The 22,011-nt window shown below is 44.9% G+C and carries 24 protein-coding genes; 10 read left to right on the plus strand and 14 right to left on the minus strand.

What is annotated here, in order from left to right; all coding sequences use genetic code 11:
- Positions 1 to 57 precede the first annotated feature (57 nt).
- From rnr to secG, 3 genes are all read right to left on the minus strand, one after another.
- The gene (gene rnr, locus M1M80_RS17525) at positions 58 to 2,397 is read right to left on the minus strand and encodes a ribonuclease R (RefSeq protein ID WP_060399494.1); all 2,340 of its coding nucleotides are present in this window, start codon (positions 2,395 to 2,397) and stop codon (positions 58 to 60) included.
- Between the two features lie 18 nt (positions 2,398 to 2,415).
- Complete coding sequence (locus tag M1M80_RS17530) at positions 2,416 to 3,156, minus strand: alpha/beta hydrolase (protein ID WP_003235169.1); 741 nt, start codon at positions 3,154 to 3,156, stop codon at positions 2,416 to 2,418.
- A gap of 131 nt (positions 3,157 to 3,287) precedes the next feature.
- A complete protein-coding gene (gene secG, locus M1M80_RS17535; protein ID WP_003220028.1) occupies positions 3,288 to 3,518 on the minus strand; it encodes a preprotein translocase subunit SecG in 231 nt (76 codons plus the stop codon).
- A 151-nt stretch (positions 3,519 to 3,669) separates the two neighbouring features.
- Between secG and M1M80_RS17540 the strand changes: the two genes are divergently transcribed.
- Positions 3,670 to 4,440, plus strand: a complete 771-nt coding sequence (locus M1M80_RS17540; RefSeq protein ID WP_060399495.1) for an alpha/beta fold hydrolase — start codon at positions 3,670 to 3,672, stop codon at positions 4,438 to 4,440.
- Between the two features lie 39 nt (positions 4,441 to 4,479).
- On the opposite strand, the gene M1M80_RS17545 is transcribed toward M1M80_RS17540, so the two are convergent.
- Entirely contained in the window at positions 4,480 to 4,713 is a 234-nt protein-coding gene (locus M1M80_RS17545; protein ID WP_003220031.1) for a helix-turn-helix domain-containing protein, read from the minus strand.
- Between the two features lie 152 nt (positions 4,714 to 4,865).
- Between M1M80_RS17545 and rghR the strand changes: the two genes are divergently transcribed.
- The 4 genes from rghR to M1M80_RS17565 all read left to right on the plus strand — a co-directional run bounded on the left by rghR (position 4,866) and on the right by M1M80_RS17565 (position 7,965).
- A complete protein-coding gene (gene rghR, locus M1M80_RS17550; protein ID WP_003235175.1) occupies positions 4,866 to 5,273 on the plus strand; it encodes a transcriptional repressor RghR in 408 nt (135 codons plus the stop codon).
- A 28-nt stretch (positions 5,274 to 5,301) separates the two neighbouring features.
- The gene (locus M1M80_RS17555) at positions 5,302 to 5,721 is read left to right on the plus strand and encodes a helix-turn-helix domain-containing protein (protein WP_060399496.1); all 420 of its coding nucleotides are present in this window, start codon (positions 5,302 to 5,304) and stop codon (positions 5,719 to 5,721) included.
- Positions 5,722 to 5,812: 91 nt separating this feature from the next.
- Positions 5,813 to 6,139: a catDE operon transcriptional regulator CatR gene (catR, locus tag M1M80_RS17560; protein ID WP_003220037.1), complete on the plus strand. Its 327-nt coding sequence runs from the start codon at positions 5,813 to 5,815 to the stop codon at positions 6,137 to 6,139.
- Positions 6,140 to 6,264: 125 nt separating this feature from the next.
- The gene (locus M1M80_RS17565; RefSeq protein WP_060399497.1) at positions 6,265 to 7,965 is read left to right on the plus strand and encodes a methyl-accepting chemotaxis protein; all 1,701 of its coding nucleotides are present in this window, start codon (positions 6,265 to 6,267) and stop codon (positions 7,963 to 7,965) included.
- Positions 7,966 to 8,008: 43 nt separating this feature from the next.
- Here M1M80_RS17565 and opuBD read toward each other — a convergent pair whose 3' ends face one another.
- Genes opuBD through opuBA form a run of 4 tightly spaced genes read right to left on the minus strand, consistent with a single transcriptional unit; the run spans position 8,009 to position 11,451 of the window.
- On the minus strand, positions 8,009 to 8,689 hold the full coding sequence (opuBD, locus tag M1M80_RS17570) for a choline ABC transporter permease OpuBD (protein WP_060399498.1): 681 nt from the start codon (positions 8,687 to 8,689) through the stop codon (positions 8,009 to 8,011).
- Between the two features lie 16 nt (positions 8,690 to 8,705).
- Complete coding sequence (opuBC, locus tag M1M80_RS17575) at positions 8,706 to 9,626, minus strand: choline ABC transporter substrate-binding lipoprotein OpuBC (RefSeq protein WP_060399499.1); 921 nt, start codon at positions 9,624 to 9,626, stop codon at positions 8,706 to 8,708.
- A gap of 11 nt (positions 9,627 to 9,637) precedes the next feature.
- Positions 9,638 to 10,291 (minus strand): choline ABC transporter permease OpuBB, encoded by a 654-nt coding sequence (gene opuBB, locus M1M80_RS17580; RefSeq protein WP_060399500.1) that lies wholly within the window; start codon positions 10,289 to 10,291, stop codon positions 9,638 to 9,640.
- A gap of 14 nt (positions 10,292 to 10,305) precedes the next feature.
- Entirely contained in the window at positions 10,306 to 11,451 is a 1,146-nt protein-coding gene (gene opuBA / locus M1M80_RS17585; RefSeq protein ID WP_060399501.1) for a choline ABC transporter ATP-binding protein OpuBA, read from the minus strand.
- Between the two features lie 284 nt (positions 11,452 to 11,735).
- Here opuBA and M1M80_RS17590 point away from each other — a divergent pair, with 284 nt between their 5' ends.
- Positions 11,736 to 12,269: a GbsR/MarR family transcriptional regulator gene (locus M1M80_RS17590; protein WP_060399502.1), complete on the plus strand. Its 534-nt coding sequence runs from the start codon at positions 11,736 to 11,738 to the stop codon at positions 12,267 to 12,269.
- Positions 12,270 to 12,302: 33 nt separating this feature from the next.
- On the opposite strand, the gene opuCD is transcribed toward M1M80_RS17590, so the two are convergent.
- Genes opuCD through opuCA form a run of 4 tightly spaced genes read right to left on the minus strand, consistent with a single transcriptional unit; the run spans position 12,303 to position 15,735 of the window.
- The gene (opuCD, locus tag M1M80_RS17595) at positions 12,303 to 12,977 is read right to left on the minus strand and encodes a glycine betaine/carnitine/choline/choline sulfate ABC transporter permease OpuCD (protein ID WP_003219981.1); all 675 of its coding nucleotides are present in this window, start codon (positions 12,975 to 12,977) and stop codon (positions 12,303 to 12,305) included.
- A gap of 17 nt (positions 12,978 to 12,994) precedes the next feature.
- Positions 12,995 to 13,906 (minus strand): osmoprotectant ABC transporter substrate-binding lipoprotein OpuCC, encoded by a 912-nt coding sequence (gene opuCC, locus M1M80_RS17600; RefSeq protein ID WP_060399503.1) that lies wholly within the window; start codon positions 13,904 to 13,906, stop codon positions 12,995 to 12,997.
- 13 nt (positions 13,907 to 13,919) lie between these two features.
- Positions 13,920 to 14,573 carry a glycine betaine/carnitine/choline/choline sulfate ABC transporter permease OpuCB gene (gene opuCB / locus M1M80_RS17605; protein ID WP_003235195.1) on the minus strand — a complete coding sequence of 218 codons (654 nt, stop codon included), beginning with the start codon at positions 14,571 to 14,573 and terminating at the stop codon, positions 13,920 to 13,922.
- 22 nt (positions 14,574 to 14,595) lie between these two features.
- Positions 14,596 to 15,735, minus strand: a complete 1,140-nt coding sequence (opuCA, locus tag M1M80_RS17610; protein WP_060399504.1) for an osmoprotectant ABC transporter ATP-binding protein OpuCA — start codon at positions 15,733 to 15,735, stop codon at positions 14,596 to 14,598.
- A gap of 267 nt (positions 15,736 to 16,002) precedes the next feature.
- Here opuCA and opcR point away from each other — a divergent pair, with 267 nt between their 5' ends.
- The 3 genes from opcR to M1M80_RS17625 all read left to right on the plus strand — a co-directional run bounded on the left by opcR (position 16,003) and on the right by M1M80_RS17625 (position 18,208).
- The gene (opcR, locus tag M1M80_RS17615) at positions 16,003 to 16,560 is read left to right on the plus strand and encodes an opuC operon transcriptional regulator OpcR (RefSeq protein WP_060399505.1); all 558 of its coding nucleotides are present in this window, start codon (positions 16,003 to 16,005) and stop codon (positions 16,558 to 16,560) included.
- A 189-nt stretch (positions 16,561 to 16,749) separates the two neighbouring features.
- Entirely contained in the window at positions 16,750 to 17,364 is a 615-nt protein-coding gene (locus tag M1M80_RS17620; RefSeq protein ID WP_060399506.1) for a PH domain-containing protein, read from the plus strand.
- 145 nt (positions 17,365 to 17,509) lie between these two features.
- The gene (locus M1M80_RS17625; protein ID WP_060399507.1) at positions 17,510 to 18,208 is read left to right on the plus strand and encodes a zinc ribbon domain-containing protein; all 699 of its coding nucleotides are present in this window, start codon (positions 17,510 to 17,512) and stop codon (positions 18,206 to 18,208) included.
- Positions 18,209 to 18,247: 39 nt separating this feature from the next.
- Here the strand turns inward: M1M80_RS17625 and M1M80_RS17630 are convergent, their stop codons facing one another.
- Complete coding sequence (locus M1M80_RS17630; RefSeq protein ID WP_060399508.1) at positions 18,248 to 20,062, minus strand: zinc ribbon domain-containing protein; 1,815 nt, start codon at positions 20,060 to 20,062, stop codon at positions 18,248 to 18,250.
- A 132-nt stretch (positions 20,063 to 20,194) separates the two neighbouring features.
- On the opposite strand from M1M80_RS17630, the gene M1M80_RS17635 reads away from it, so the two are divergent.
- Positions 20,195 to 20,656: a GNAT family N-acetyltransferase gene (locus tag M1M80_RS17635; protein ID WP_003235206.1), complete on the plus strand. Its 462-nt coding sequence runs from the start codon at positions 20,195 to 20,197 to the stop codon at positions 20,654 to 20,656.
- Positions 20,657 to 20,699: 43 nt separating this feature from the next.
- Here M1M80_RS17635 and eno read toward each other — a convergent pair whose 3' ends face one another.
- Positions 20,700 to 21,992, minus strand: coding sequence for a phosphopyruvate hydratase (eno, locus tag M1M80_RS17640; protein WP_003235209.1), 1,293 nt, complete (start codon positions 21,990 to 21,992; stop codon positions 20,700 to 20,702).
- Positions 21,993 to 22,011 lie beyond the last annotated feature (19 nt).

The following is a 22,011-nucleotide window of genomic DNA, read 5'->3' on the forward strand; positions in this document are numbered from 1 at the left end:
AGCTGTTTCCGAAAGAAAGCAAATAGAGCGCTGCGGCCCTATTTGCTGGTTGAGCTGCTATTTCTTCTTTTTCCGTTTCTGTTTCGGCGCGTTTTGGAAGCCGCGTTTTTTCTTTTTCTTCTTCGGCTTAGTGAACCACTCCCCTTTTTCCTCAGACGGAGCTGGAGAAACAGGCGTATTGGTGCTTTGGACGCGCTTTCTGGCAGGCTTTCCGCGTTTTCTGCTCCGACTGCTGTCCAGTTCTCTCGGACGACGCGGAGAGCCCTTCATGCCGACGATTTCAAAGTCGATATTGCGCTCGTCTTTGTTGACATCGACAACCTTGACTGTGATTTCATCCCCAATGCGGAAGACGTTGCCTGTCCGCTCGCCGATCATCGCAAAATGCTGTTCGTCAAATCGGTAGTAGTCATCCGTCATAAAGCTGACGTGGACGAGTCCTTCGATTGTATTCGGCAGCTCGACGAACATTCCGAAGTTTGTCACTGAACTGATCATGCCGTCAAACTCTTCACCGATTTTATCAAGCATGTATTCCGCTTTTTTCAGATCATCCGTTTCACGCTCGGCGTCAACTGCACGGCGCTCCATCGTTGATGTATGCTCGGCGATATCCGGCAGGCGTTCAGCCCACTTTTCCTGTGTCGCTTCATCGACTTTGCCGTTGATTAAGTACGTTCTAATCAGACGGTGGACGATTAAGTCCGGATAACGGCGAATCGGTGATGTGAAATGCGTATAGAATTCCGTTGACAGACCAAAATGCCCCAAGCTTTGCGGGTCGTATTTCGCCTGTTTCATCGAACGGAGCATGACAGTAGATATAACTGTTTCTTCAGGTCTGTCACGCACAGCGTCCAGAATGCTTTGCAGCGCGCGCGGATGAATATTTCCTGCCGTTCCTTTCACCACATAGCCAAATGTCGTCACGAACTCTAAAAACTTTTGCAGTTTTTCAGCATTCGGCTCTTCGTGAATCCGGTATATAAACGGTACGTTCATCCAATGGAAATGCTCCGCTACCGTTTCGTTCGCCACAAGCATAAATTCTTCAATCAGTTTCTCGGCGACAGAGCGTTCTCTGATGACAACGTCTTTAACCGCGCCTTCGTCATCGACAAGCACTTTCGCTTCCTTGAAATCAAAATCAACGGCGCCGCGGTTCATCCGCTTATCGCGCAGAATTTCTGCCAGGCGCTCCATATCTTTAAACATCGGAACGAGAGGCTCGTATTTTTGTTTCAGCTCTTCGTCATCGTCAACAAGAATTTTATTCACATCTGAATAAGTCATTCTTTCCGTTGTTTTGATGACACTTTGGAAGATTTGGTGCTCCGTTACCTGTCCCTGACTGTTAATTGTCATTTCACAAGAAAGTGTCAGGCGGTCAACCTTTGGATTTAAGGAACAGATGCCGTTTGACAGTCTGTGCGGAATCATAGGGATGACTCGGTCAACCAAATACACACTCGTCCCTCTTTCGAGCGCTTCTTTGTCAATCGGCGAGTTTTCGGTTACGTAATGGCTGACATCAGCAATGTGAACGCCAAGCTTGTAGCTTCCGTCATCAAGCTTCGTCACGGTAACTGCATCATCCAAATCCTTCGCGTCCGCACCATCAATGGTGACAATCACCTGATCACGGAGATCACGGCGGTCTTTCAGGTCTTTTTCGTCAATTGTGTCAGGCGTACTTGATGCCTGTTCCATTGCGTCAGCAGGAAATTCTCCCGGCAGGCCGTGCTTATGAATGACCGATAAAATATCAATGCCCGGATCATTTTTATGGCCGAGAATGGTTTCAATCTCGCCCTCTGCGTTCATGCGGCCTTCAGGATAGCTCGTCAGCTTGACAACAACCTTGTGCCCTTCCGCCGCTCCGTTTTTCCCATTTTTCGGGATAAAGATGTCACTCGTGATTTTTTTGTCGTCCGGAATGACAAAGCCGAAGTTTCTTGTTTCTGTATACGTACCGACAACCCGCTGAATCGCTCTTTCTAAAATGCGGATGACGGTCCCTTCCTGTCTTGAGCCGCTTGACTGTGAATTCAGCCGAACCATGACGATATCGCCGTTCATTGCCGTATTCAGCTCAGTAGGCGGAATAAACACATCGCTTAATGACGTATCCTCAGGCAGCAAAAAGGCGAATCCTTTTGCATGTGCTGAAATCTTTCCTTTTATTAAATTCATCTTCTCCGGAATGCCGTAGCGGTCGCTTCTCGTCCGTACGATAAGCCCTTTGTCTTCCAAAGTGACTAACGCTTTGACGAGCTCTTTAAACTCCTCGGCTTCCGTAATATTTAACATCTCCTCAAGTTCCTGAACGGTCAGAGGCTTATACGCCTCTTCCTTCATAAACGAGAGAAGCTTATCCATAAATGCTTCTTTTTCCATTATCCGACCTCCTGTTGATTACCAATCGAGCTTCTCTAAAAATTCATACACATCCTGATGGACGAGGTCACGTTCTTTGTCGAGCGTAATGACATGGCCTGATTCCTCGTACCATTTCAGCTGTTTCTCATCAGTTTCCACTTCGTTGTAAATAATATTTGCGCTTTCTGTATTAATCATGTGATCATGACGGGCCTGCACCACAAATGTCGGTGAATAAATCATATCGACATTGTTTCGAACATCGGCAATTAAGTCTTGCAGCGCCTTGAGGGTGTTCATCGGCGTTTTTTCGAATTCCTTCATTTCCTCTTCAATTTGCTCCGGGCTTTTCCCCTCGAACTTTTTGTAATTGCGAGCGTATGAAAGAACGCCCTGATACATGACCTCTTCACTCTTAATATGCATTGGCGCGCACATTGGGACAATTCCCTTTATGGGTACAGTGTAACCCAATTTCAGCGAAAAAACCCCGCCAAGCGACAGTCCGCAGGCAGCAATGCTCTCATAGCCTTCAGATTTTAAGTATTCATAGCCATCCATCACGTTTTTCCACCAGTCTTCAGGCCCTGTATGTACAAGTTCTTCAGGGGGAACGCCGTGTCCTTCATATTGAGGCGCGTGGCATGTATAGCCCCGTTCATTCAAATAACGTCCCAGCATTCGTACGTCCGCTGTATTTCCTGTAAAGCCGTGCAGCAAAAGCACCGCTTTGTCTCCGCCTTTAAATGTAAATGGTTTTGGTGTCACAACTTTCATGCTCATGTCTCCCTTTCTATCTGCACGATCATTTTAGTTTTCCACAGTTTGATTAGAAAAAAACGCTCTGAATATCAGCCAGAAACGAGAAAAAGGCCTGACTTCACATCAGACCTTATACAAACATTGCCCTATAGGATATAAGCAAGCGCAATCGTTAACACGAAAAACAAGACTGCCAGCACTACCGTGATGCGGTGCAAAATCAAATCAAGACCTCTTGCTTTTTGTTTCCCGAAGAGCTGCTCCGCTCCGCCTGAAATCGCACCAGATAATCCGGCGCTTTTACTGGATTGAAGCAAAACGACAATAATAAGTGCAATGCTGACGATAACCAATAAGGTAATCAAAACCGCGTGCATCCCTTACACCTCCAGACTCACTGGCCTACATTACTTCTATTTTACATGAAAAGGGTTGGCATGTCACGCTGTATCAGACGCCAAAAGGGCCGGATAAGACGTTTTATCTTGGTTACCCTATTCATATGAAAAGGTCAAAAGGAGAAAAACGATGCCCCTTATCAGCATAGCCAGCAGAAAACATCTTTATTATGAGGAATATGGACAGGGAATGCCTATCATTTTTATCCACCCGCCGGGCATGGGACGTATGGTCTTTTATTATCAGCGCCTTCTCTCCAAGCATTTCAGGGTGATTTTTCCCGATTTAAGCGGCCACGGCGACAGTGATCACGCGGATCAGCCCGCCTCTATTTCTTATTACGCAGATGAGATCGTGCAATTCATGGACGCTCTGCACATTAATAAGGCTGTGTTATTCGGATATTCCGCCGGTGGCTTAATCGCCCAGCATATCGGCTTTACCCGCCCGGACAAAGTGTCACATCTTGTTCTCACCGGCGCTTACCCGGCTGTCCATAACGTAATCGGAGAGAAGATACACAAGACGGGGATGTATCTGCTTGAGAAAAACGCCGGTTTGCTCATAAAAATCCTCGCCGTCAGCCATACAAAAAACAAAGAACTTCAAAACCTATTAACAGGCCATATGAAAAAAGCAGACCTTGCCCATTGGCATCAATATTATCAGGATTCGCTCCGCTACAACTGCATTGAACAGCTGCCCCATATACACATGCCCATGCTGTTTATGTATGGCGGCCTGCGGGACTGGACCTTCCCAGCCTCAGGCTATTACCGCAAAGCTTGCAGCCATGCCGAATTTTTCAGATTGGAATATCAGGGGCATCAGCTGCCGACAAAACAATGGAAAACATGCAACGAACTGGTGACAGGGTTTGTGCTGACACATCATTCATAGGAATAGAAAACGCTTGGCTTCCTTGCGTTTTTTGTCGCTTTATTGACTTTTGTCAATAAAGTCATAGTAAAAAAGATCCTCAAATTTCAAATTAAAATAGTGAAGCATTTTACCGATCACAAGCTGCCCCGGCCGTCTTTCTCCATTCAGCACGCGGCTCAGTGTGGCGGGTGAGACTCCGATTTCCAGCGCAAGCTGATTAAGCGAATAATCGTTATTGACCATATACTGCAAGACATAATCACGTCTAATCTGTATCTTTTCTACTGGCACTTTCCTCACCTTCCGTTCCTGAAAAAACTTTTTTCTATACTTTTACATTACGGCTTATGTTAACTTTTGTCAATACATTTCCAGCCTACCTATTCCCTTTAGTCAATAAACATACTAAAATATGAGTAACAGTGAGGGACGGGGTGAGACATATGGAAAGCTTTGGCGAACAATTGCGGGCATTGCGCGAAGAGAGAAAGTTAACAGTCAACCAGCTGGCGACTTATTCTGGCGTAAGCGCGGCCGGCATCTCCAGAATCGAAAACGGCAAACGGGGCGTTCCCAAACCTGCCACCATCAAAAAACTGGCGGAAGCCTTAAAAATTCCTTACGAAGGGCTTATGTATAAGGCTGGTTACATCGAAGAAGTACATGAAGACAGAGCTCCTTATGAAACGAAGTGCAAGCTGCTTGAAAAAGCAGAGGCCTATGACCTGAAAAACCTTGCTCTTCTTGAGAACGAAAAGTGGCAATATCTCAATAAAGAGGATTTGCTCATGCTGGATCATTATTTTTCGTTTATATCAGACGAAGCCAAAAAACGGTCTGCTGATGACTAACTCTTGATAGGAATGCGAGGCGATCACCATGTCACCGTTCGGACAGCAATTACGGGAGCTGCGCCGCGCCCGCAAACTGACAGTGAATCAGCTTGCGGTGTACTCAGGCATCAGCTCGGCCACCATTTCAAAAATTGAAAACGGCAAGCGGGGCACGCCAAAACCTGCCACTATCAAAAAACTGGCGGCTGTACTGAAAGTGCCCTACGAAAACCTGATGGCTGCCGCTGGTCATATTCAAGCCTTTCCAGAAGAAATCCGCGAGGCTTCGGAAAGCTATCAGTCCATTTATGACATTTACCAGACTGCAGTCACTCGCGGAGCGGAGCACCTTCCGATTTTCAACAGTAAAAAATGGGAACATCTCTCAAAGCAGGATATTGAAAATCTCAGCAAATACTTCGATTTTTTAGCCTCGGAAGCGAAAAAACGCGCCTCTTCTTCATAATCCCCTGCTTCTCTTTCTGCATTTTATCAATCACGCTTGCATACCTTCCCTCATTATTTGCGTTATAATAGTGACAGACGAGGTGAAAAGTATGAACCAATCAGAAATGTGTCCTAGATTTGAAAAAGCAGTCGACATCTTGAGTAAACGCTGGGTCGCTTTGATCGTATTTCAGCTCTTGAACGGGTCGCAGCGATTTAGCGAAATTGAAGCAGCACTTCCAAATCTAAGCGGCAGAGTTCTGTCAGAACGGCTGAAAGAACTTGAGCTTGAAGGAGTGGTGAAGCGGGATGTCATCCCGGAAACTCCGGTTCGCATCGAATATTCATTGACCGATAAAGGAAAGGCGCTAGCCCCCATTTTGGGTGAGATTTCAAAATGGGCAACGGATTGGATTGACCCTTCCTTTCTTGACTAATTACTAAAACGGTTCTGATCTCAAAGACGAGAAAAGGAGCCGTTTTTTTATTTTCCAGTGAAAAAACGATTTCTCAGCCGATATATAGTACATCCACACATTACGTTTCTAAAGGAGACCACTATATGCGACTGACGATTTCCCGCAAATTCAGCCTGGTATTTTTGACACTGATCCTGATCAATTTACTTATAGGCGGAATAGGCGCTTTTAATATGCAGCACATCATTCAAAAGACAGATGAAATCAACACAAAATGGATTGACGGCATCAAAGAAATTACTTCGATTAATTATTTGACCGAGCATCTGTCTTCTAAAGAAAAGGATTTTCTGATTTTCACAGACAAAAGCAAAATGGATACGCTTGAACAAGACATGAATCAGATCCTTGAAGACATCAATCAAAAGCTTGATAGCTACGAAAAAACGATTTCCAATGACAAAGAACAGAAACTGTTTGAGCAGCTTCAAACTGAAGTAAACACCTATACTGATATTCATGCGCAAATTATAGAAAGCGGCCGCACGAATGACATGGACAAAGCAAGAGGTTTATTGGTGCAGACTGAGGCCAGATTTGAGGATATGAAAAAATCAGTCACTCAGCTCGTTGACTTTAATAAAGAAGGCAGCAACACAGCGGTAAAAGAAACGAAGGACGTATACCATAAAGGGCTCATTTACACTGCTTTGCTTCTGGCAGCATCGATCATTATCAGTATTTTCATCTGGCTTTATATCACGCGAAACATTGTAAAGCCTATCATTCGCATGAAGGAGTCTGCCAATCATATTGCCGAGGGAGATCTGTCGAATGACATGGAGGCGCTCAACTCAAAAGACGAGCTGGGCGATCTGAACGAAGCGCTGCAAAAAATGGTAGGCAATCTGAGAGATATTGTCGGATACTCCAAAGAAATATCAAGCCGGGTTCTTTCTTCTTCACAAGTGCTGGCAACCGCAACAAATGAAACAAGATCCGGCAGCAAACATATTACCGAGACAATGAACGAAATGGCTGAGGGCTCCGAACAGCAGGCCCAAGACGCCGTGACGATTGCCGAATCGATGAATGAGTTCACCGAAAGCATTGATAAAGCCTATAATCGCGGCATCACCATCAGCGATACGTCTCAAAACGTCCTCGAACTCGCGGTAAGCGGAAACGAAAATATGGATACATCATTACAGCAAATGAAAACCATCCATCATATCGTTCAGGAGGCCGTGCATAAAGTGAGGTCACTGGAACAGCATTCTCAGGATATCAACAAGCTCGTTCAGGTTATCAACGGCATTGCCGAGCAAACGAATTTGCTGTCACTTAACGCCGCGATTGAAGCTGCCCGCGCAGGAGAAAGCGGCAAAGGCTTCGCCGTTGTGGCAGAGGAGGTCAGAAAGCTGGCTGACGGCGTTTCTGATTCCGTCCAGGATATTACCCGGATTGTCAACGGGACACAGCAGGAAATCCACACTGTCATTGGGTACTTAGAAAGCAGCTTTACAGAAGTCGAAAAAGGAACAGAAAACCTGACAGACACCGGACAAGCTATGCAGCATATCAGACAATCGGTCACTCACGTTGCAGACAGCATTAAGGAAGTTACGGATGGCCTGAAGCAGTTAACAAACCAATCGATTACCATCAATCAATCGATTGAAAATATCGCTTCTGTATCTGAAGAGTCGGCTGCCGGCATTGAAGAAACATTTTCGATTACCGAGCAGTCCGCCCATTCCATGGATCAAGTGCTCCAGAATGCTAAAGAGCTTGAGAAGCTGGCGAAGGAGCTTAATGAGAAGATGGATCAGTTTACAATCTAAAGAAAAAAAAGAGGCTGGAGTCATCCAAGCCTCTTTTTCTATTCTATGCAGCTGTTTGAACGCGTTTCGCTCTGGTTCGTTTTTTCTTTACCGGACTTAATGCCCGCTCCAGCCAGGCCATGAGCAAATCAGCTGCAACCGCCATCACCGCAGTCGGTATCGCGCCGGCGAGAATAATCGCTGTTCCGTTTGTCGCGTTTGAGCCGCGGACGATCATATCTCCAAGGCCGCCGGCTCCGACAAATGTTCCGATCGCTGTAATCCCGATGGCAATGACGAGGGCGGTGCGAAGTCCTGCCATAATGACAGAAAGCGCGAGTGGAAGCTCAACCATCCGGAGAACTTGGAATTTCGTCATGCCCATTGCTTTTCCCGATTCTAAGTAGGCATGTTCAATGCTGACAATGCCTGTGTACGTGTTTCGGATAATCGGCAGAAGGGAATACAGAAATAATGATACAATCACCGTGTTTGCGCCGAGCCCCATGACAAGCATCAAGACGGCCAGCATGGCGAGCGCCGGGATTGTTTGAATAACGTTTGTTACGGCGAACACCCAGGCTGACAAACGGCGAAAATGCGCAATGAGGATTCCGACCGGAACCCCGACGACAGCGGCAAACAAAACGCCGTAAGCCGACATGAGAAAGTGCCGGCCGAATTCTTCCATGACGTAGCTGCCGTTCTGCGCATAATACGTCATGACCTGTTCAAGCACGTCCATTGGTTTCTTCCCCCTTTCATGATACGAAGTAATGATGCTTTTCTAAATATTCCTTGGCAACGACAGAAGGCTCTTTTAAATTGCCGTCGACTTCATAGTTGAGCTCCTGCATTGTGGCTGTGTCGATTTTCCCGATCATTTTCTGAATGACGCCTTCAAGCTCAGGATGTTCTTTGAGCACTTGTTCCGGAACAACAGGAGAGCAGTCGTACGGCGGGAAAAATTGCTTATCATCCTTTAGCATTTTAAGACCATAGGACTTGATTCTTCCATCAGTCGAATACGCAAGCACAATGTCCATTTTTCCGCTCTTCACCGCGTCATACACAAGCCCGATCTGCATTGGATACGTGCCGCCGAATGTCATGCCGTAGGTTTTCGTAAAGTCTTTATAGCCGTTTCCCTTGAGCTTCATCCAATAGTTATCGACACCGAGCTTTAATTGCGGCGCCCATTTTTTAACGTCTGATACGTTTTCTAAATGATATTGATCGGCCAGTTCCTTGCTGACCGTAAAGGCATATGTATTATCAAACCCGTAGGAGTCATACCATTTTAAATCGTATCTTTTTTTAAACTCCCGCTGTGTCAGCGCCAGCGCTTTGTCCGGATCTTTCTCAGGTTCCATTCTCAGCGTTCCTGTCAGCGCATCGCCGGTATATCTTGTGGCCGCAATGTCGATTTCCCCGTTCATTAAGGCCTGCTGCTGCACCGCGTTGGAGCCGAGATTTTTAATGGTTGTTGTTTTGAGATCAGTATGATGTTCGATCAGCTGCCCAAGCATGCTGGCGATGATTTCTGATTCGCTCATGCTTTGCGCGCCGATTTTAATGGTCTGGTCTGAAGCAGCGCTGAGACCCGGAAGTGAACAGCCGCTCAGTGTCAGCATTGCTGCTAGCGTTAACCCGATCATCCATTTGAGATATTTTCTTTTCATGAGCCTCCTCCTTATGAAACTTCCTTCAATCTCTGCATGCCGGCAGGTGTCAGTTTTCGTTCACTCACTGCCAGCACGTAATCTATTACAATTGCCAATATCGTGACGGGCACCGCGCCCCCGATGATATATTCCGGCTGATATAAATTCAGTCCGATAAAAATGTAATCACCCAAACCGCCGCCTCCAATAAAGGAAGCGAGCGTTGCCCAGCCGATTAAGTAAATCGTCGATGTTCTGATTCCCGCCATGATCACAGGCGCGGCAAGCGGCAGCTCCACCAGGCGGACTTGTTCAGCCGGTGTCATTCCGATGCCTTTGCCAGACTCAAGTAGATTTTTGTTGACGCCGCGAATGCCGGTATACGTGTTGCGGAGGATCGGTAATACAGAATAGAAAAACAAAGCCGCGATCGCTGGAACCTTCCCGACACCCAAGAGCGGAATAAAGAAGGCGAGAATCGCCAGACTCGGCAGCGTTTGAATGATATTGACGATGCCGATAATGGTGCCGGCGCCCTTCTTCATTCTAGTAAGCACAACTCCGAGGGGTACGGCAACGAGTACGCCTAAAATAACAGCAATGAGCGATATCGTGATATGCTCATATGTTTTATAAAGGAGCTCGCCCCCGTTGGTTTGCAAAAATTGAACAATATGATTCACAACTTATCTCCTCCCTATGACAATACCGCGAGCTGCTTTTCTTCTCCCCAGAGAGAGTCATATACAATGTCGACCAGACTCGCTCTCGTCACAATTCCGATTAAGCGCCGGTTTTCATCCACAACAGGGACGTATTTAACACCCCGTTTTAAAATTTTGCGGACCGTGTCTCGCAGCAGTGTGCCGCCCAATACTGTGTAAATATCTTCATGTAAAACCTCTCCTACGAGATTGGCTTTTTTCCGGCATTGATCAATGATTTCAACATCCACATAGCCTTGCAGAACGTGCCCGTCATCGACGACAAGCAGTGAATCGACACGCTCCTGCCTCATTAGCTGAATCGCTTCAGAAAGCGTTTTATCCGCGGTGATCGTCACAGGCTGTGTGTTCATAATCTGGTTAACCCGTTCCACATCCGGGCTGGATGACTGAATCAGCCGCTCCTTGCCGATAAATTCCTCAACAAATTCGTCTGCCGGATTTCTCAAAATATCATCGGGCGTTCCGACTTGAACGATTTCTCCCGCTTTTAAAATCACAATCCGGTCTGCCAGTTTAATCGCTTCATCCATATCGTGGGTAACAAATACGATGGTTTTATGTAAGGTTTTTTGCAGTTTTTTAAATTCTTCCTGAAGGGAATCCCTCGTAATCGGGTCGAGTGCCCCAAACGGTTCATCCATTAAGATAAGCGGCGGCTCCGCGGCAAGTGCCCGTAATACACCTATTCGCTGCTGCTGCCCCCCGCTTAATTCATGAGGGTAACGGTCTAAATATTCTGGCCCCATATCGACCAATTTTAGAAGCTCACGCGCCCGCTCTTTTCGCTGCTGCTCCGGCCATTTCAACAGCTTAGGGACAAGTGAGATGTTCTGCTGAATAGTCATATGCGGAAACAGGCCGATCTGCTGAATGACATAGCCGATCTTACGCCTAAGCTCTACCGGGTCCTGTTCCATGATGTTTTCGCCGTCAATGAAAATCTTGCCGGCAGAAGGCTCAATTAATCGGTTAATCATTTTCATTGTTGTTGTTTTTCCGCAGCCGCTCGGGCCGATAAAACAGATAAATTCACCTTTTGCAATCTTAAGATTCACGTTGTTCACGGCTTTTTTGCCGCCTTTGTATGTTTTCGAGACATTTTCTAATGTCAGCAAACATCGCACCTCCAAAGTTAAGTTTATTCAATTCGTTCAGTTCATATTTAATTTTTCAGACAATTGAATGGTTCCCATTATAGAATAAAGTTTATAAAATAAAAAGTTTACAATTTGTTCATATTATTTATAAAGTATGTATAAACGCTGATTTACCCGCATTGACCTGTAATGATCTCCTTATTGCTCCAATTTCCTGCCAAATTCTCTTGATGCGGCATTTCCGCCGCATCAAAAATGTGGTATATTGACATCGGAATTGTTAGCTGAAAGGATTGAAACCGTTGGAGAAAGATCCGATAACGATCATTGAACAAGCCGAGGACCATTTAATAGAAAGAATCGCGGAAAACATGCATGCATTTGGAATGCCCTCTACCGTCGGACGTGTGCTGGGCATTATTTATATGAATCGAAAACCGATGACGCTGGCCGAATTATCTGAAGCGACCGGCATGAGCAAAACACGCATGAGCCAGGTTGTGCGGGAAATGCTTGATGCCAACATCGCCGAGAAAGTGTTCGAAAAGGGCGTGCGAAAAGATTTATATGAGGTTGAGCAGGATTACTACCAAACGTTTATCACGCTGTTTTCAGCCACTTGGAGCAAAGTCGTCAGCAAAAACAAAATGATGCATAAAAAACTCAACCGGGAGCTGCTCAGCGTCTTGGATGAGGAGCTTACCCCTGAAGCGGAAGAAAAAGTGAATGAGCTGCTGAAGGAACTAAAGGAATGGCTCGATTATTATAATTGGCTCGGGCGTTTGATTGAGTTTTTTGAGAGCGAAGAGATTTTTAAATATGTGCCGAAGCCGTAAAAAAACGCCCTGTCATTCACAAGGCGTTTTTTCTTATGCGGCGCCGGCCAGGTTTTTCTTCTTTTTCTTTTTAATCGGGCTTAACGCGCGCTCAAGCCAGCCCATGACCAAATCGGCTATCACCGCCATCAGAGCCGTGGGGATTGCGCCTGCTAATATAATCGCGGTTCCGTTTGTTGCGTTTGATCCTCTGACGATAATATCTCCGAGACCGCCTGCACCGACAAATGTCCCGATGGCCGTAATGCCAATAGCGATGACAAGCGCGGTGCGGAGGCCGGCCATAATGACAGAAAGCGCAAGCGGAAGCTCTACCATGCGAAGGACTTGAAATTTTGTCATTCCCATCGCTTTTCCGGATTCAAGATAGGCGTGTTCAATGCTGATAATGCCTGTATACGTATTTCTGATAATCGGCAGAAGAGAATACAGAAATAATGACAATATCACCGTATTAGCGCCCAGCCCCATGACAAGCATCAGCACGGCGAGCATGGCGAGGGCCGGGATGGTCTGAATGACGTTCGTCACCGCAAAAATCCATCCGCTTAATGTTCTGTACCTGGCTATCAGGATGCCGAGCGGAATCCCAACAATGGCGGCAAACAAAACGCCGTACACCGACATCAGAAAATGGCGGTAAAACTCCTGCAGCACGTAACCGCCGTTTTGCGAATAGTAAGTGCCTAGCTGCTGTAGTACTTCCATATAATCTGCCTCTTTTCTTAATCAAAATAATGATGTTTCTCTAAAAATTCCTTTGCTACGACAGACGGCTCCTTCAGCTTGCCATCCACCTCATAGTTAAGCTCCTGCATCGTTTCCGTATCGATTTGCCCAATCAGCTTATTGATAACGCCTTCAAGCTCCGGATGCTCCTTAAGCACCTTTTCCGGAATCACCGGTGAACAGTCATACGGCGGGAAAAAACGTTTATCGTCTTTTAAGATTTTCAGATCATAGGCTTTAATCCGTCCGTCTGTTGAATAAGCCAGAACAGCGTCCATTTTCCCGTTTTTGACTGCGTCATAGACAAGCCCGATCTGCATCGGATAGGTTGTGCCGAACTCAAATCCGTACGTGCTGACAAAGCCTTTATACCCGTCGCCTTTCCGTTTCAGCCAGGCATTGTCGACGCCCAGTTTATATTGGGAAGCGTTTTTCTTCAGGTCAGACACGCTGCTGATATGCTCCTTTTCCGCAAACTTTTTTGTCACGGTAAAGGCATATGTGTTATCAAATCCGTAGGAATCAAACCATTTATAAGCAAAGCGCTTTTCAAATTCATTCTGCACAATCTTCAGCGCTTTTTTCGGATCTTTCTCCGCTTCCTTGCCGAGGGTGCTTGTTAAATCCGTCCCGGAATAGCGCGTGGCAGAAATATCAATGTCACCGCCGAGCATCGCTTGGTGCTGAACATAGTTTGACCCGAGGTTTTTGACTAAAGCGGTATTCAAATCTGTATCATGTTCAATAAGCTGCGCCATCATATTCGCTAAAATTTCTGATTCTGTCATGCTTTGCGCCCCGATTTTGATCGTATCGTCTGAAGCGCCGCCAAGTCCCGGCAGAGAACAGCCGCTCAGCAGCAGGACAAAGGCGAGAGCGCCGAGCCATTTGATTTTTTTTGTTTTCAACAGAGCCAACTCCTTACGAAACTTCCTTCATCCCTTGCAATCCTTTCGGCGTCACCTTTCGTTCTGTCACGGCCAGCACATAATCAATAATAATCGCCAGGATCGTGACCGGCACGGCGCCGCCAATAATATATTCAGGCTGATACAGGTTCAAGCCGATAAAAATGTAATCACCGAGACCGCCGCCCCCGATAAAAGAGGCAAGTGTCGCCCAGCCGATTAAATAGATCGTTGACGTGCGGATTCCCGCCATAATGATCGGAATCGCCAGCGGGATTTCGACGAGCCGAATCTGCTCCCATCCGGTCATACCGATCCCTTTTCCCGATTCCAGCAGATTTTTGTTGACACCTTTGATACCGGTATACGTATTGCGCAGGATCGGCAGCACCGAATAGAAAAATAAAGCGACAATCGCAGGCACTTTTCCTACGCCGAGAAGCGGAATAAAAAAGGCTAAAATCGCCAGACTCGGCAGGGTTTGCACAATGTTGACCACGCCTATAACCGTGCCTGCACCTTTTTTCATTCTAGTGAGAGCAACACCGAGCGGCACTGCAACGATAATGCCCAATACAACGGCAATGAGTGAAATATATAAATGTTCTCCTGTTTTATACAACAGCTCTCCGCCGTTCGTTTGCAAAAAAGTCATCATTTGATTCATCCTAATAGAGCTCCTCCCCTGGTCAGATCGTCATGAGCTGGTCTTCCTCGCCCCATATGGAATCGTATACGATATCAACAAGGCTTGCTCTCGTCACAATTCCTGCTAAATGGTTCTCCTCATCCACCACAGGAACATACTTGATGCCCTGCTTCAAGATTTTTCGGACCGTATCGCGAAGAAGCGCCCCTTTTTGCACGGTATATATATCGGAGCGGTATACATCGCCAACGACGCTCGCTTTTTTGCGGTTTTGATCGATCATTTCCACATCAACATAGCCCTTCAGCACATTTTGCCGGTCTACAACGAGCAGTGAATCGACACGTTTTTCTCTCATTAGCTGGATCGCCTGGGAAAGCGTTTTGTCCGCTGACACCGTCACTGGCGTTCTGTTCATCATTTGCTCAACCCGCTCGATATCCGGCCTTGACTGGATCAGGCGTTCTTTCCCGATAAATTCTTCAACAAATTCATTTGCCGGGTTCCGGAGAATCTCATCAGGTGTGCCGACTTGAACGATTTCTCCCGCTTTTAAAATCACGATCCGGTCAGCAAGCTTAATCGCTTCATCCATATCGTGGGTTACAAACACAATCGTTTTGTTTAAGGTTCTCTGCAGTTTTTTGAATTCTTCCTGAAGGGAATCACGCGTAATCGGATCAAGCGCTCCGAACGGTTCATCCATCAAAATGAGTGGGGGTTCCGCAGCCAGTGCGCGCAGCACACCGATTCTTTGCTGCTGACCGCCGCTGAGCTCATGGGGATAACGGTCTAAATATTCCGGGCCCATATCGACTAGCTTTAACAGCTCTCTCGCCCGTTCTTTCCGTTTTTCCTCAGGCCATTTCAGCAGTTTCGGTACGAGTGAGATGTTCTGCTGGATGGTCATATGGGGGAACAAACCAATCTGCTGAATCACATAACCGATTTTTCTCCTCAGCTCAACCGGATCCTGTTCCATAATATTTTCTCCGTCAATAAAGATCTTTCCTGACGATGGTTCAATCAATCTATTAATCATTTTCATCGTCGTCGTTTTTCCGCAGCCGCTCGGGCCGATAAAACAGATAAATTCGCCCTTGGCAATATCTAAATCAATGCTGCTCACAGCTTTTTTGCCGCCTTTATATACTTTTGATACTTGTTCCAATTTCAGCAATCCGTGCACCTCCGCAGGTTTCCTTTAAATTTTCTGAAAAGTATAATCTTTATTTATTATAGTTTGAACTTTGTAAAATAAAAAGTTTACAATGTGTTGAAATTATATGTTATTTACAGATTATTTATTGTTATGACCAAGACGGAGAGGGTGTTCTTACAATTACGCCGGATCCCTCCCTCTTCCTCTGTATTCAGCTATTTTCAACAGCTGGCAGAAATATGTTATATTGACACCATCAATTGCCATTTGAAGGGATGATCAGCTGTGGAAAAAACTGTTCTCGACATCATTGAACATGCTGAAGAGCATCTCATTGAGAAGATTGCCGAAAATATGCATACGTTTGGAATGCCTTCAACTGTCGGGCGTGTGCTTGGAATTATCTATATGAATCGAAAACCGATGACCTTAAGCGAGCTCTCGGAGGCAACAGGCATGAGCAAAACACGGATGAGCCAAGTTGTCCGCGAAATGATCGATGCCAATATTGCCGAAAAGGTGTTTGAAAAAGGCGTACGAAAAGACCTATATGACGTCGAGCAGGATTATTATCAAACCTTCATTTCTTTATTTGCGGCGAACTGGACAAAGGTCGTAAGCAAAAACAAAGTGCTGTATAAAAAATTAAACCGGGAGCTGACTGATCTTTTACAAAGGGACGGGCTAACCCCGGAAGCGGAAGAGAAAGTCAATCAGTTGCTGAATGAATTAAGAGAATGGCTCCATTACTATGACTGGCTGAACAGATTGATTGAATTCTTTGAGAGTGAGGAAGTCTTTCAATACGTGCCTAGAACGAAAGAAAGCAGTTCCCTGAAGTAGGGGAACTGCTTTCTTTTGTTAATAAAATTTTAAAATTCGGTTTTAGGATTTTATCAGTGTCTGCATAGGAAAAAAGAAATATTCTCCACCCTTGTAGCAGAAGGCGATTTCTTGATAAACGTTTATAGCCTGTCAGAAACGCTCCATGCTACAATGAAGTGACAAATGGAATAGGAAGGACGTATACAGATGTTCAAAAAAATTGCAGCAGATGCACTGGGCTTATCTGATATCGGAAAAATTATCGAACCTCAGGATTATGACAAAACAGATTCTGATGACTATGTCATGCATGAAGACAATGAAAAAATTTATTTCTTGATTAAAACGAAAGCAGACGAATACTGCTTTACGAATCTGGCTCTGATCCATGTAGACGGCGCACGCGCCACTTCCTCAAAACGAACGTTGAAACGCTATCCTTATTCGCAATATAAAATCTCTGATGTTTTTCTGGAAACTGCCGGAAAAGTCGATTTGGATGTTGAGATTAAGTTCAAGCTGGGCGGTGAACAATTCGACATCGATGTGCACAAAGACCAAATTGAAAAGTTAAAAGACCTTTATAAAGCACTGCTTCGCATCGCTGAAACAACCTATGAAAATGATATTTTAATCAATCAAGCGGAACAAAGCTTGGATAAAGCCGTGACGATTCTTCACCATACCCGCCCCGAACACGTCAATATTGAAACACAATATAAAGAGCTGACTGAATTCGGATTCAGATGGCTGACATCCGTTCGCTCGCAGTATCATATTAAGGATTTTGGAGATGTATTTGAGAAATATATGAATAACTAACATAAAAAAAGACACAGCTGGTATTAGGCTCGTGTCTTTTTTTGTGTGGTATTTTTGTATGAATATTGGTTACTTTACAACTTTTTTCTTTTATAATAAAACTATTAGTCTATTTTCCCTATATTACAGATAAAGGAGTTATTTTATGTATTGTCCTCAATGCGGCCATCAAACAGATGGCGGAAAGTTTTGTGAGAAATGCGGATCGCCGCTCCCTGGTCAATCAGGCCAGCAGCAGGCAGTTCAAACTGGAGCCGCTGCAAAACAAGCGGCAAAGCAGTTCGGTTCTTTTGTCCTGGCCGTCCTGAAACGCCCTTATCAGGAATGTAAAACAACAGGCGGAGAACAGCTGATCAGCGCGGTTATTACGATGGTTCTATTCAGTTTGCTGACCCCTTTGATGTTTTATACTCTTTTTTCAGACGGTCCCGGAAGCGTAAGCTTTACAGCAGTCTTTTTAGAGCCAACCATTTACTTTGCCCTGTTTATTTTCGGTTTGCATGCACTGCTCTTTTTCGCCTTGAAACTCGCGGGAAACCAAGTATCTTTTAAAGATTCATTTTCCAGATTTGGTGCGTTTCTCATTCCGTTTACAGCTATTTTGATTCTTGCCCTTTTATTGTTTTTATTACAAACAGACATTTGCTTCACCGTGTTAGCCGTTGGTTTAATCGGTGCATTCTTTGCCATTCCTCCTGCAATGCTGAGCAGTTACCAGCATTCATATAAAGGAAAGGTTGATATGATTTACTCAACGATTGTGATTTATCTGATCACCTGCGTTACATTTCAGCTTATTATCGAACACTATATTAAAGAGATTTTCCGTTATATGTTCTTTTAAAAAACAACCCCCATCACCTGCTGGTGATAGGGGTGTTTTTTATTGAATCGATGTTAAATAAATTCTTCCGTCCTTCACTGTACCGGTATAGGTCCAGTTATATGTTCTAAGCTTTGGACTGCCGCCTGATTTTGTGATATAGAATTCTTCATACGTCTTAATCGTAATCGCTGATCCATTTTGACTCCAGCTTTTCACTTTATAGTTATTAAAGTCTTCTGTTGTCCCCTCTTTATTTAATTTCGTTACGAGATGCTGCTGGTCGGAATAAAGGGAACTGCCTTTTTCAAGGCTGTCTGCCATCAGTGAGAAATTACTTTGATTGACGGCATCTGCCTGACTTTGCAGATAACTGCCCATAAATAATGTTACTTGTTCATCTGTAACATCACCGCTTGCAGAGCTTTCACTGTTTTTGTTTTTCGAGCCTGCCCAGGCGGATGTGTATGTCTCCGGTTTATCATTTTTGATTTTCTTTACATTTGAACCGGCAGATTCGAATGTTGATTCTGTATCTTCGAAAATCCACTTTTTCTGTTTTTTATCATATGAAAGGAGATATTCATAACTCGGACTGTTATCAGTCATTTCGGGTTTTGAATAGTCGTTATACGAAGAAGACTGGTGAAGTTCTTTCCCTGTTACCGATACCTGCCACGTCCCGTCATTTTCCTGAGAGAGTGCGAATGTATCCAGGTCAAAATCAGTTTCTAAGTACTTGTCTTTTAAATATGAATCCGTGTTTTTCATAGAATCGACGGTATCCTTCGTCTCTGCCTTCCATTTGGCACTCGCCTCTGTCATCTGGGCTGTATTCCCGTCTGATAGCGCTTTGGAGTACTGTTTTGTGGCTTTGACAATCGTGTTCATAATCGTTTCCTGTGTAGCTTGATCAGGAATTAATGGTAACTCCATATCTTTATGATCGATCGGAACGCCCGCTGTTTTTGTTTTTCCCCACGGAAATTCCGCTTCGACCGCAGCCGTCATTGATCCGTCTGTCAGAAGCGGACCGTAAGTTACGGATTTGAACGGGTCTTTATGAATCGATTTGCCGTTAATCAGCAAATCTCCCTTCCCGCTCTTGATGTCATCTGCTAAGCTGAATGTCACATCGTCTGCTTCCAATGAGAGATCCACACGAAAGCTGTTATCGCCAACCGCCTGAATGTCTTCCTTTTTCACAAGATCGACTACATCGTTTTTCAGTTTGGCTGAGACTGTATATTCTCCGGGAATGTACGGTCCGAGGGTTTGTGCTTGATCCGCTTTCTTTACAGATCCGGCATCCTCTTTATTGACATATAGATCGGTATTTTTATAATTGCTGGTCACTTCAAAATAAACAGGTGCTATCTTTAAGTCATAATGGTCAAATATCAGCAGGCTTTTTCCGTCTTTCTCTGCGTATACGATATCCTTTTGAGGTGTTTCAGCACGCAGTGATGCAAAAAGCTCATCTTTTTTGTCAGGATGATCCTTTAAATATGTAAGAAACGGTTTTACATTATTTTTAGTAAGCTTAAGCTTGTCATTTACCGGCGTAAGGAGAGACGCGATTTGGTCTTTATCCTCATCATTTACAGCCTGTTCAAACTTGTCGACTAACCTATCCTTTGAAGTAAAGTACGCTCCGGTTTTATATGCGGCAAATAATATGACGCACGCTGCGGCAATGCTGCTCCATAAAATGATGGTTTTCTTAGGGATTGGTTTTCGCGGAGCCATTCTCGTTTCAGCAGTGCTTGCTGTTTCTTTTTGTACCTGTCTGCTGCTCCCTCCAATCGGGGTGCCGCATTCTTTACAAAACTTGGCCCCTTCATTATTTTTTTGACCGCATTCCTTACAAAACATGTGACTTTCCTCCTATTTGTTATCCACTATTTTGTACATATTTCCTATGTTACATATTTTATAATAGAATGGTATGAAATTGGAGGAAATCACGAAAATATCTCTATAAACATATGAAAAGGTGGAATGACGATGCAACATCTCACCATTCAAAAAGCAATAAACCATGATCAAGCGCTGTATGAGCTTCTGCTGCTTGCCGATCCTTCAAAAGAGATTGTTGATGAATACATTGCCAGAGGAGAATGCTACACAGCTTATATATCGGGCGAATTAGCTGGTGTATACGTGATCATCACAACTAGACCGCAAACCGCAGAAATCGTTAACATCGCAGTAAAACAAACAATGCAAAAACAGGGCATTGGCAAGCTTCTTATCCGCGACGCCATTGAAAAAGCGAAACACATGGGAGCAAAGGTGATTGAGATTGGCACTGGAAATTCCAGCATCCATCAACTGTCGCTTTATCAAAAATGCGGGTTTCGCCTTCAAGCAATTGACCATGATTTTTTTATCAGACACTACGATGAGGAGATCTTTGAAAACGGCATTCAATGCCGTGATATGGTGAGGCTTTATTTGGATCTTTAAAAGCACAAAAAAGCCGCCGAGACATATCTCGGCGGTCATTTTATTACTTGTTTAAGTTGTAGAAAGAGTTAATACCGTGGTATTGAGCAGTTTCAGCCAACTGATCTTCGATGCGAAGAAGCTGGTTGTATTTCGCAACACGGTCCGTACGAGACGGAGCACCTGTTTTGATTTGTCCTGCGTTTGTTGCCACAGCGATGTCAGCGATTGTGCTGTCTTCTGTTTCACCAGAACGGTGAGAGATAACAGCAGTGTAGCCTGCGCGTTTCGCCATTTCGATCGCATCGAATGTTTCAGTCAATGTACCGATTTGGTTTACTTTGATCAGGATAGAGTTGCCTACGCCGTTTTTGATACCTTCAGCAAGTTTTTTCGTGTTTGTAACGAAGAGGTCATCACCAACAAGCTGAACTTTTTTGCCAAGACGCTCAGTAAGAAGCTTGTGGCCTTCCCAGTCGTTTTCGTCAAGTCCGTCTTCGATAGAGATGATTGGGTATTTAGAAACCATTTCTTCGTACCAGTCAACCATTTCAGCAGATGTTTTCACAACGCCTTCGCCAGACAGATGGTATTTGCCGTCTTCTTTGTTGTAGAACTCAGAAGATGCAGCATCCATTGCAAGCTTCACTTCTTCGCCAGGTTTGAAGCCGGCTTTTTCGATTGCTTCAACGATTGTTTGAAGCGCTTCTTCGTTAGAACCAAGGTTTGGAGCGAATCCGCCTTCATCACCTACAGCTGTGTTCATTCCTTTAGCAGAAAGAACTGATTTCAGGCTGTGGAAGATTTGAGCGCCCATGCGAAGTGCTTCACGGAAGTTAGGAGCACCTACAGGCATGATCATGAATTCTTGAATATCCACGTTGTTATCAGCATGCTCTCCGCCGTTTACGATGTTCATCATCGGTACAGGAAGAGTTTTTGAGTTGAATCCTCCAAGGTATTGGTAAAGAGGAATCTGTAAGAAATCAGCAGCAGCACGCGCACAAGCCATAGATACGCCAAGGATTGCGTTCGCACCGAGTTTGCCTTTGTTTTCAGTACCGTCAAGCTCGATTAAAAGCTGATCGATTGCGTTTTGTTCAGTTACATCAAAGCCAAGAAGCTCTGGAGCAATGATTTCGTTTACGTTGTTAACAGCTGTTAACACGCCTTTTCCAAGGTAACGGTCTTTATCGCCGTCACGAAGCTCAACTGCTTCGTATTCACCTGTAGAAGCTCCGCTTGGCACTAATGCGCGGCCGAAAGCTCCTGATTCTGTATATACTTCAACTTCAACTGTTGGGTTGCCGCGGGAGTCTAATACTTCGCGTGCATAAACATCAACAATGTATGGCATGAGTTTTGTCTCTCCTTTT

The organism is Bacillus inaquosorum (assembly GCF_023238325.1).
Taxonomy (GTDB): Bacteria; Bacillota; Bacilli; order Bacillales; family Bacillaceae; genus Bacillus; species Bacillus inaquosorum.

Excerpts from the sequence above, each read along its gene's own strand:
- M1M80_RS17625 (WP_060399507.1), top strand. The coding sequence starts at position 17,510 with ATGTATTGTCCTCAATGCGGCCATCAAACAGATGGCGGAAAGTTTTGT.
- M1M80_RS17630 (WP_060399508.1), bottom strand. The coding sequence starts at position 20,062 with ATGTTTTGTAAGGAATGCGGTCAAAAAAATAATGAAGGGGCCAAGTTT.
- secG (WP_003220028.1), bottom strand. The coding sequence starts at position 3,518 with ATGCACGCGGTTTTGATTACCTTATTGGTTATCGTCAGCATTGCACTT.
- opuBC (WP_060399499.1), bottom strand. The coding sequence starts at position 9,626 with ATGAAAAGAAAATATCTCAAATGGATGATCGGGTTAACGCTAGCAGCA.
- M1M80_RS17620 (WP_060399506.1), top strand. The coding sequence starts at position 16,750 with ATGTTCAAAAAAATTGCAGCAGATGCACTGGGCTTATCTGATATCGGA.
- catR (WP_003220037.1), top strand. The coding sequence starts at position 5,813 with ATGAACCAATCAGAAATGTGTCCTAGATTTGAAAAAGCAGTCGACATC.
- M1M80_RS17530 (WP_003235169.1), bottom strand. The coding sequence starts at position 3,156 with ATGAAAGTTGTGACACCAAAACCATTTACATTTAAAGGCGGAGACAAA.
- M1M80_RS17635 (WP_003235206.1), top strand. The coding sequence starts at position 20,195 with ATGCAACATCTCACCATTCAAAAAGCAATAAACCATGATCAAGCGCTG.
- eno (WP_003235209.1), bottom strand. The coding sequence starts at position 21,992 with ATGCCATACATTGTTGATGTTTATGCACGCGAAGTATTAGACTCCCGC.
- M1M80_RS17540 (WP_060399495.1), top strand. The coding sequence starts at position 3,670 with ATGCCCCTTATCAGCATAGCCAGCAGAAAACATCTTTATTATGAGGAA.
- M1M80_RS17565 (WP_060399497.1), top strand. The coding sequence starts at position 6,265 with ATGCGACTGACGATTTCCCGCAAATTCAGCCTGGTATTTTTGACACTG.
- opuBD (WP_060399498.1), bottom strand. The coding sequence starts at position 8,689 with ATGGACGTGCTTGAACAGGTCATGACGTATTATGCGCAGAACGGCAGC.
- rnr (WP_060399494.1), bottom strand. The coding sequence starts at position 2,397 with ATGGAAAAAGAAGCATTTATGGATAAGCTTCTCTCGTTTATGAAGGAA.
- opuCD (WP_003219981.1), bottom strand. The coding sequence starts at position 12,977 with ATGGAAGTACTACAGCAGCTAGGCACTTACTATTCGCAAAACGGCGGT.
- rghR (WP_003235175.1), top strand. The coding sequence starts at position 4,866 with ATGGAAAGCTTTGGCGAACAATTGCGGGCATTGCGCGAAGAGAGAAAG.
- M1M80_RS17555 (WP_060399496.1), top strand. The coding sequence starts at position 5,302 with ATGTCACCGTTCGGACAGCAATTACGGGAGCTGCGCCGCGCCCGCAAA.
- opuCB (WP_003235195.1), bottom strand. The coding sequence starts at position 14,573 with ATGAATCAAATGATGACTTTTTTGCAAACGAACGGCGGAGAGCTGTTG.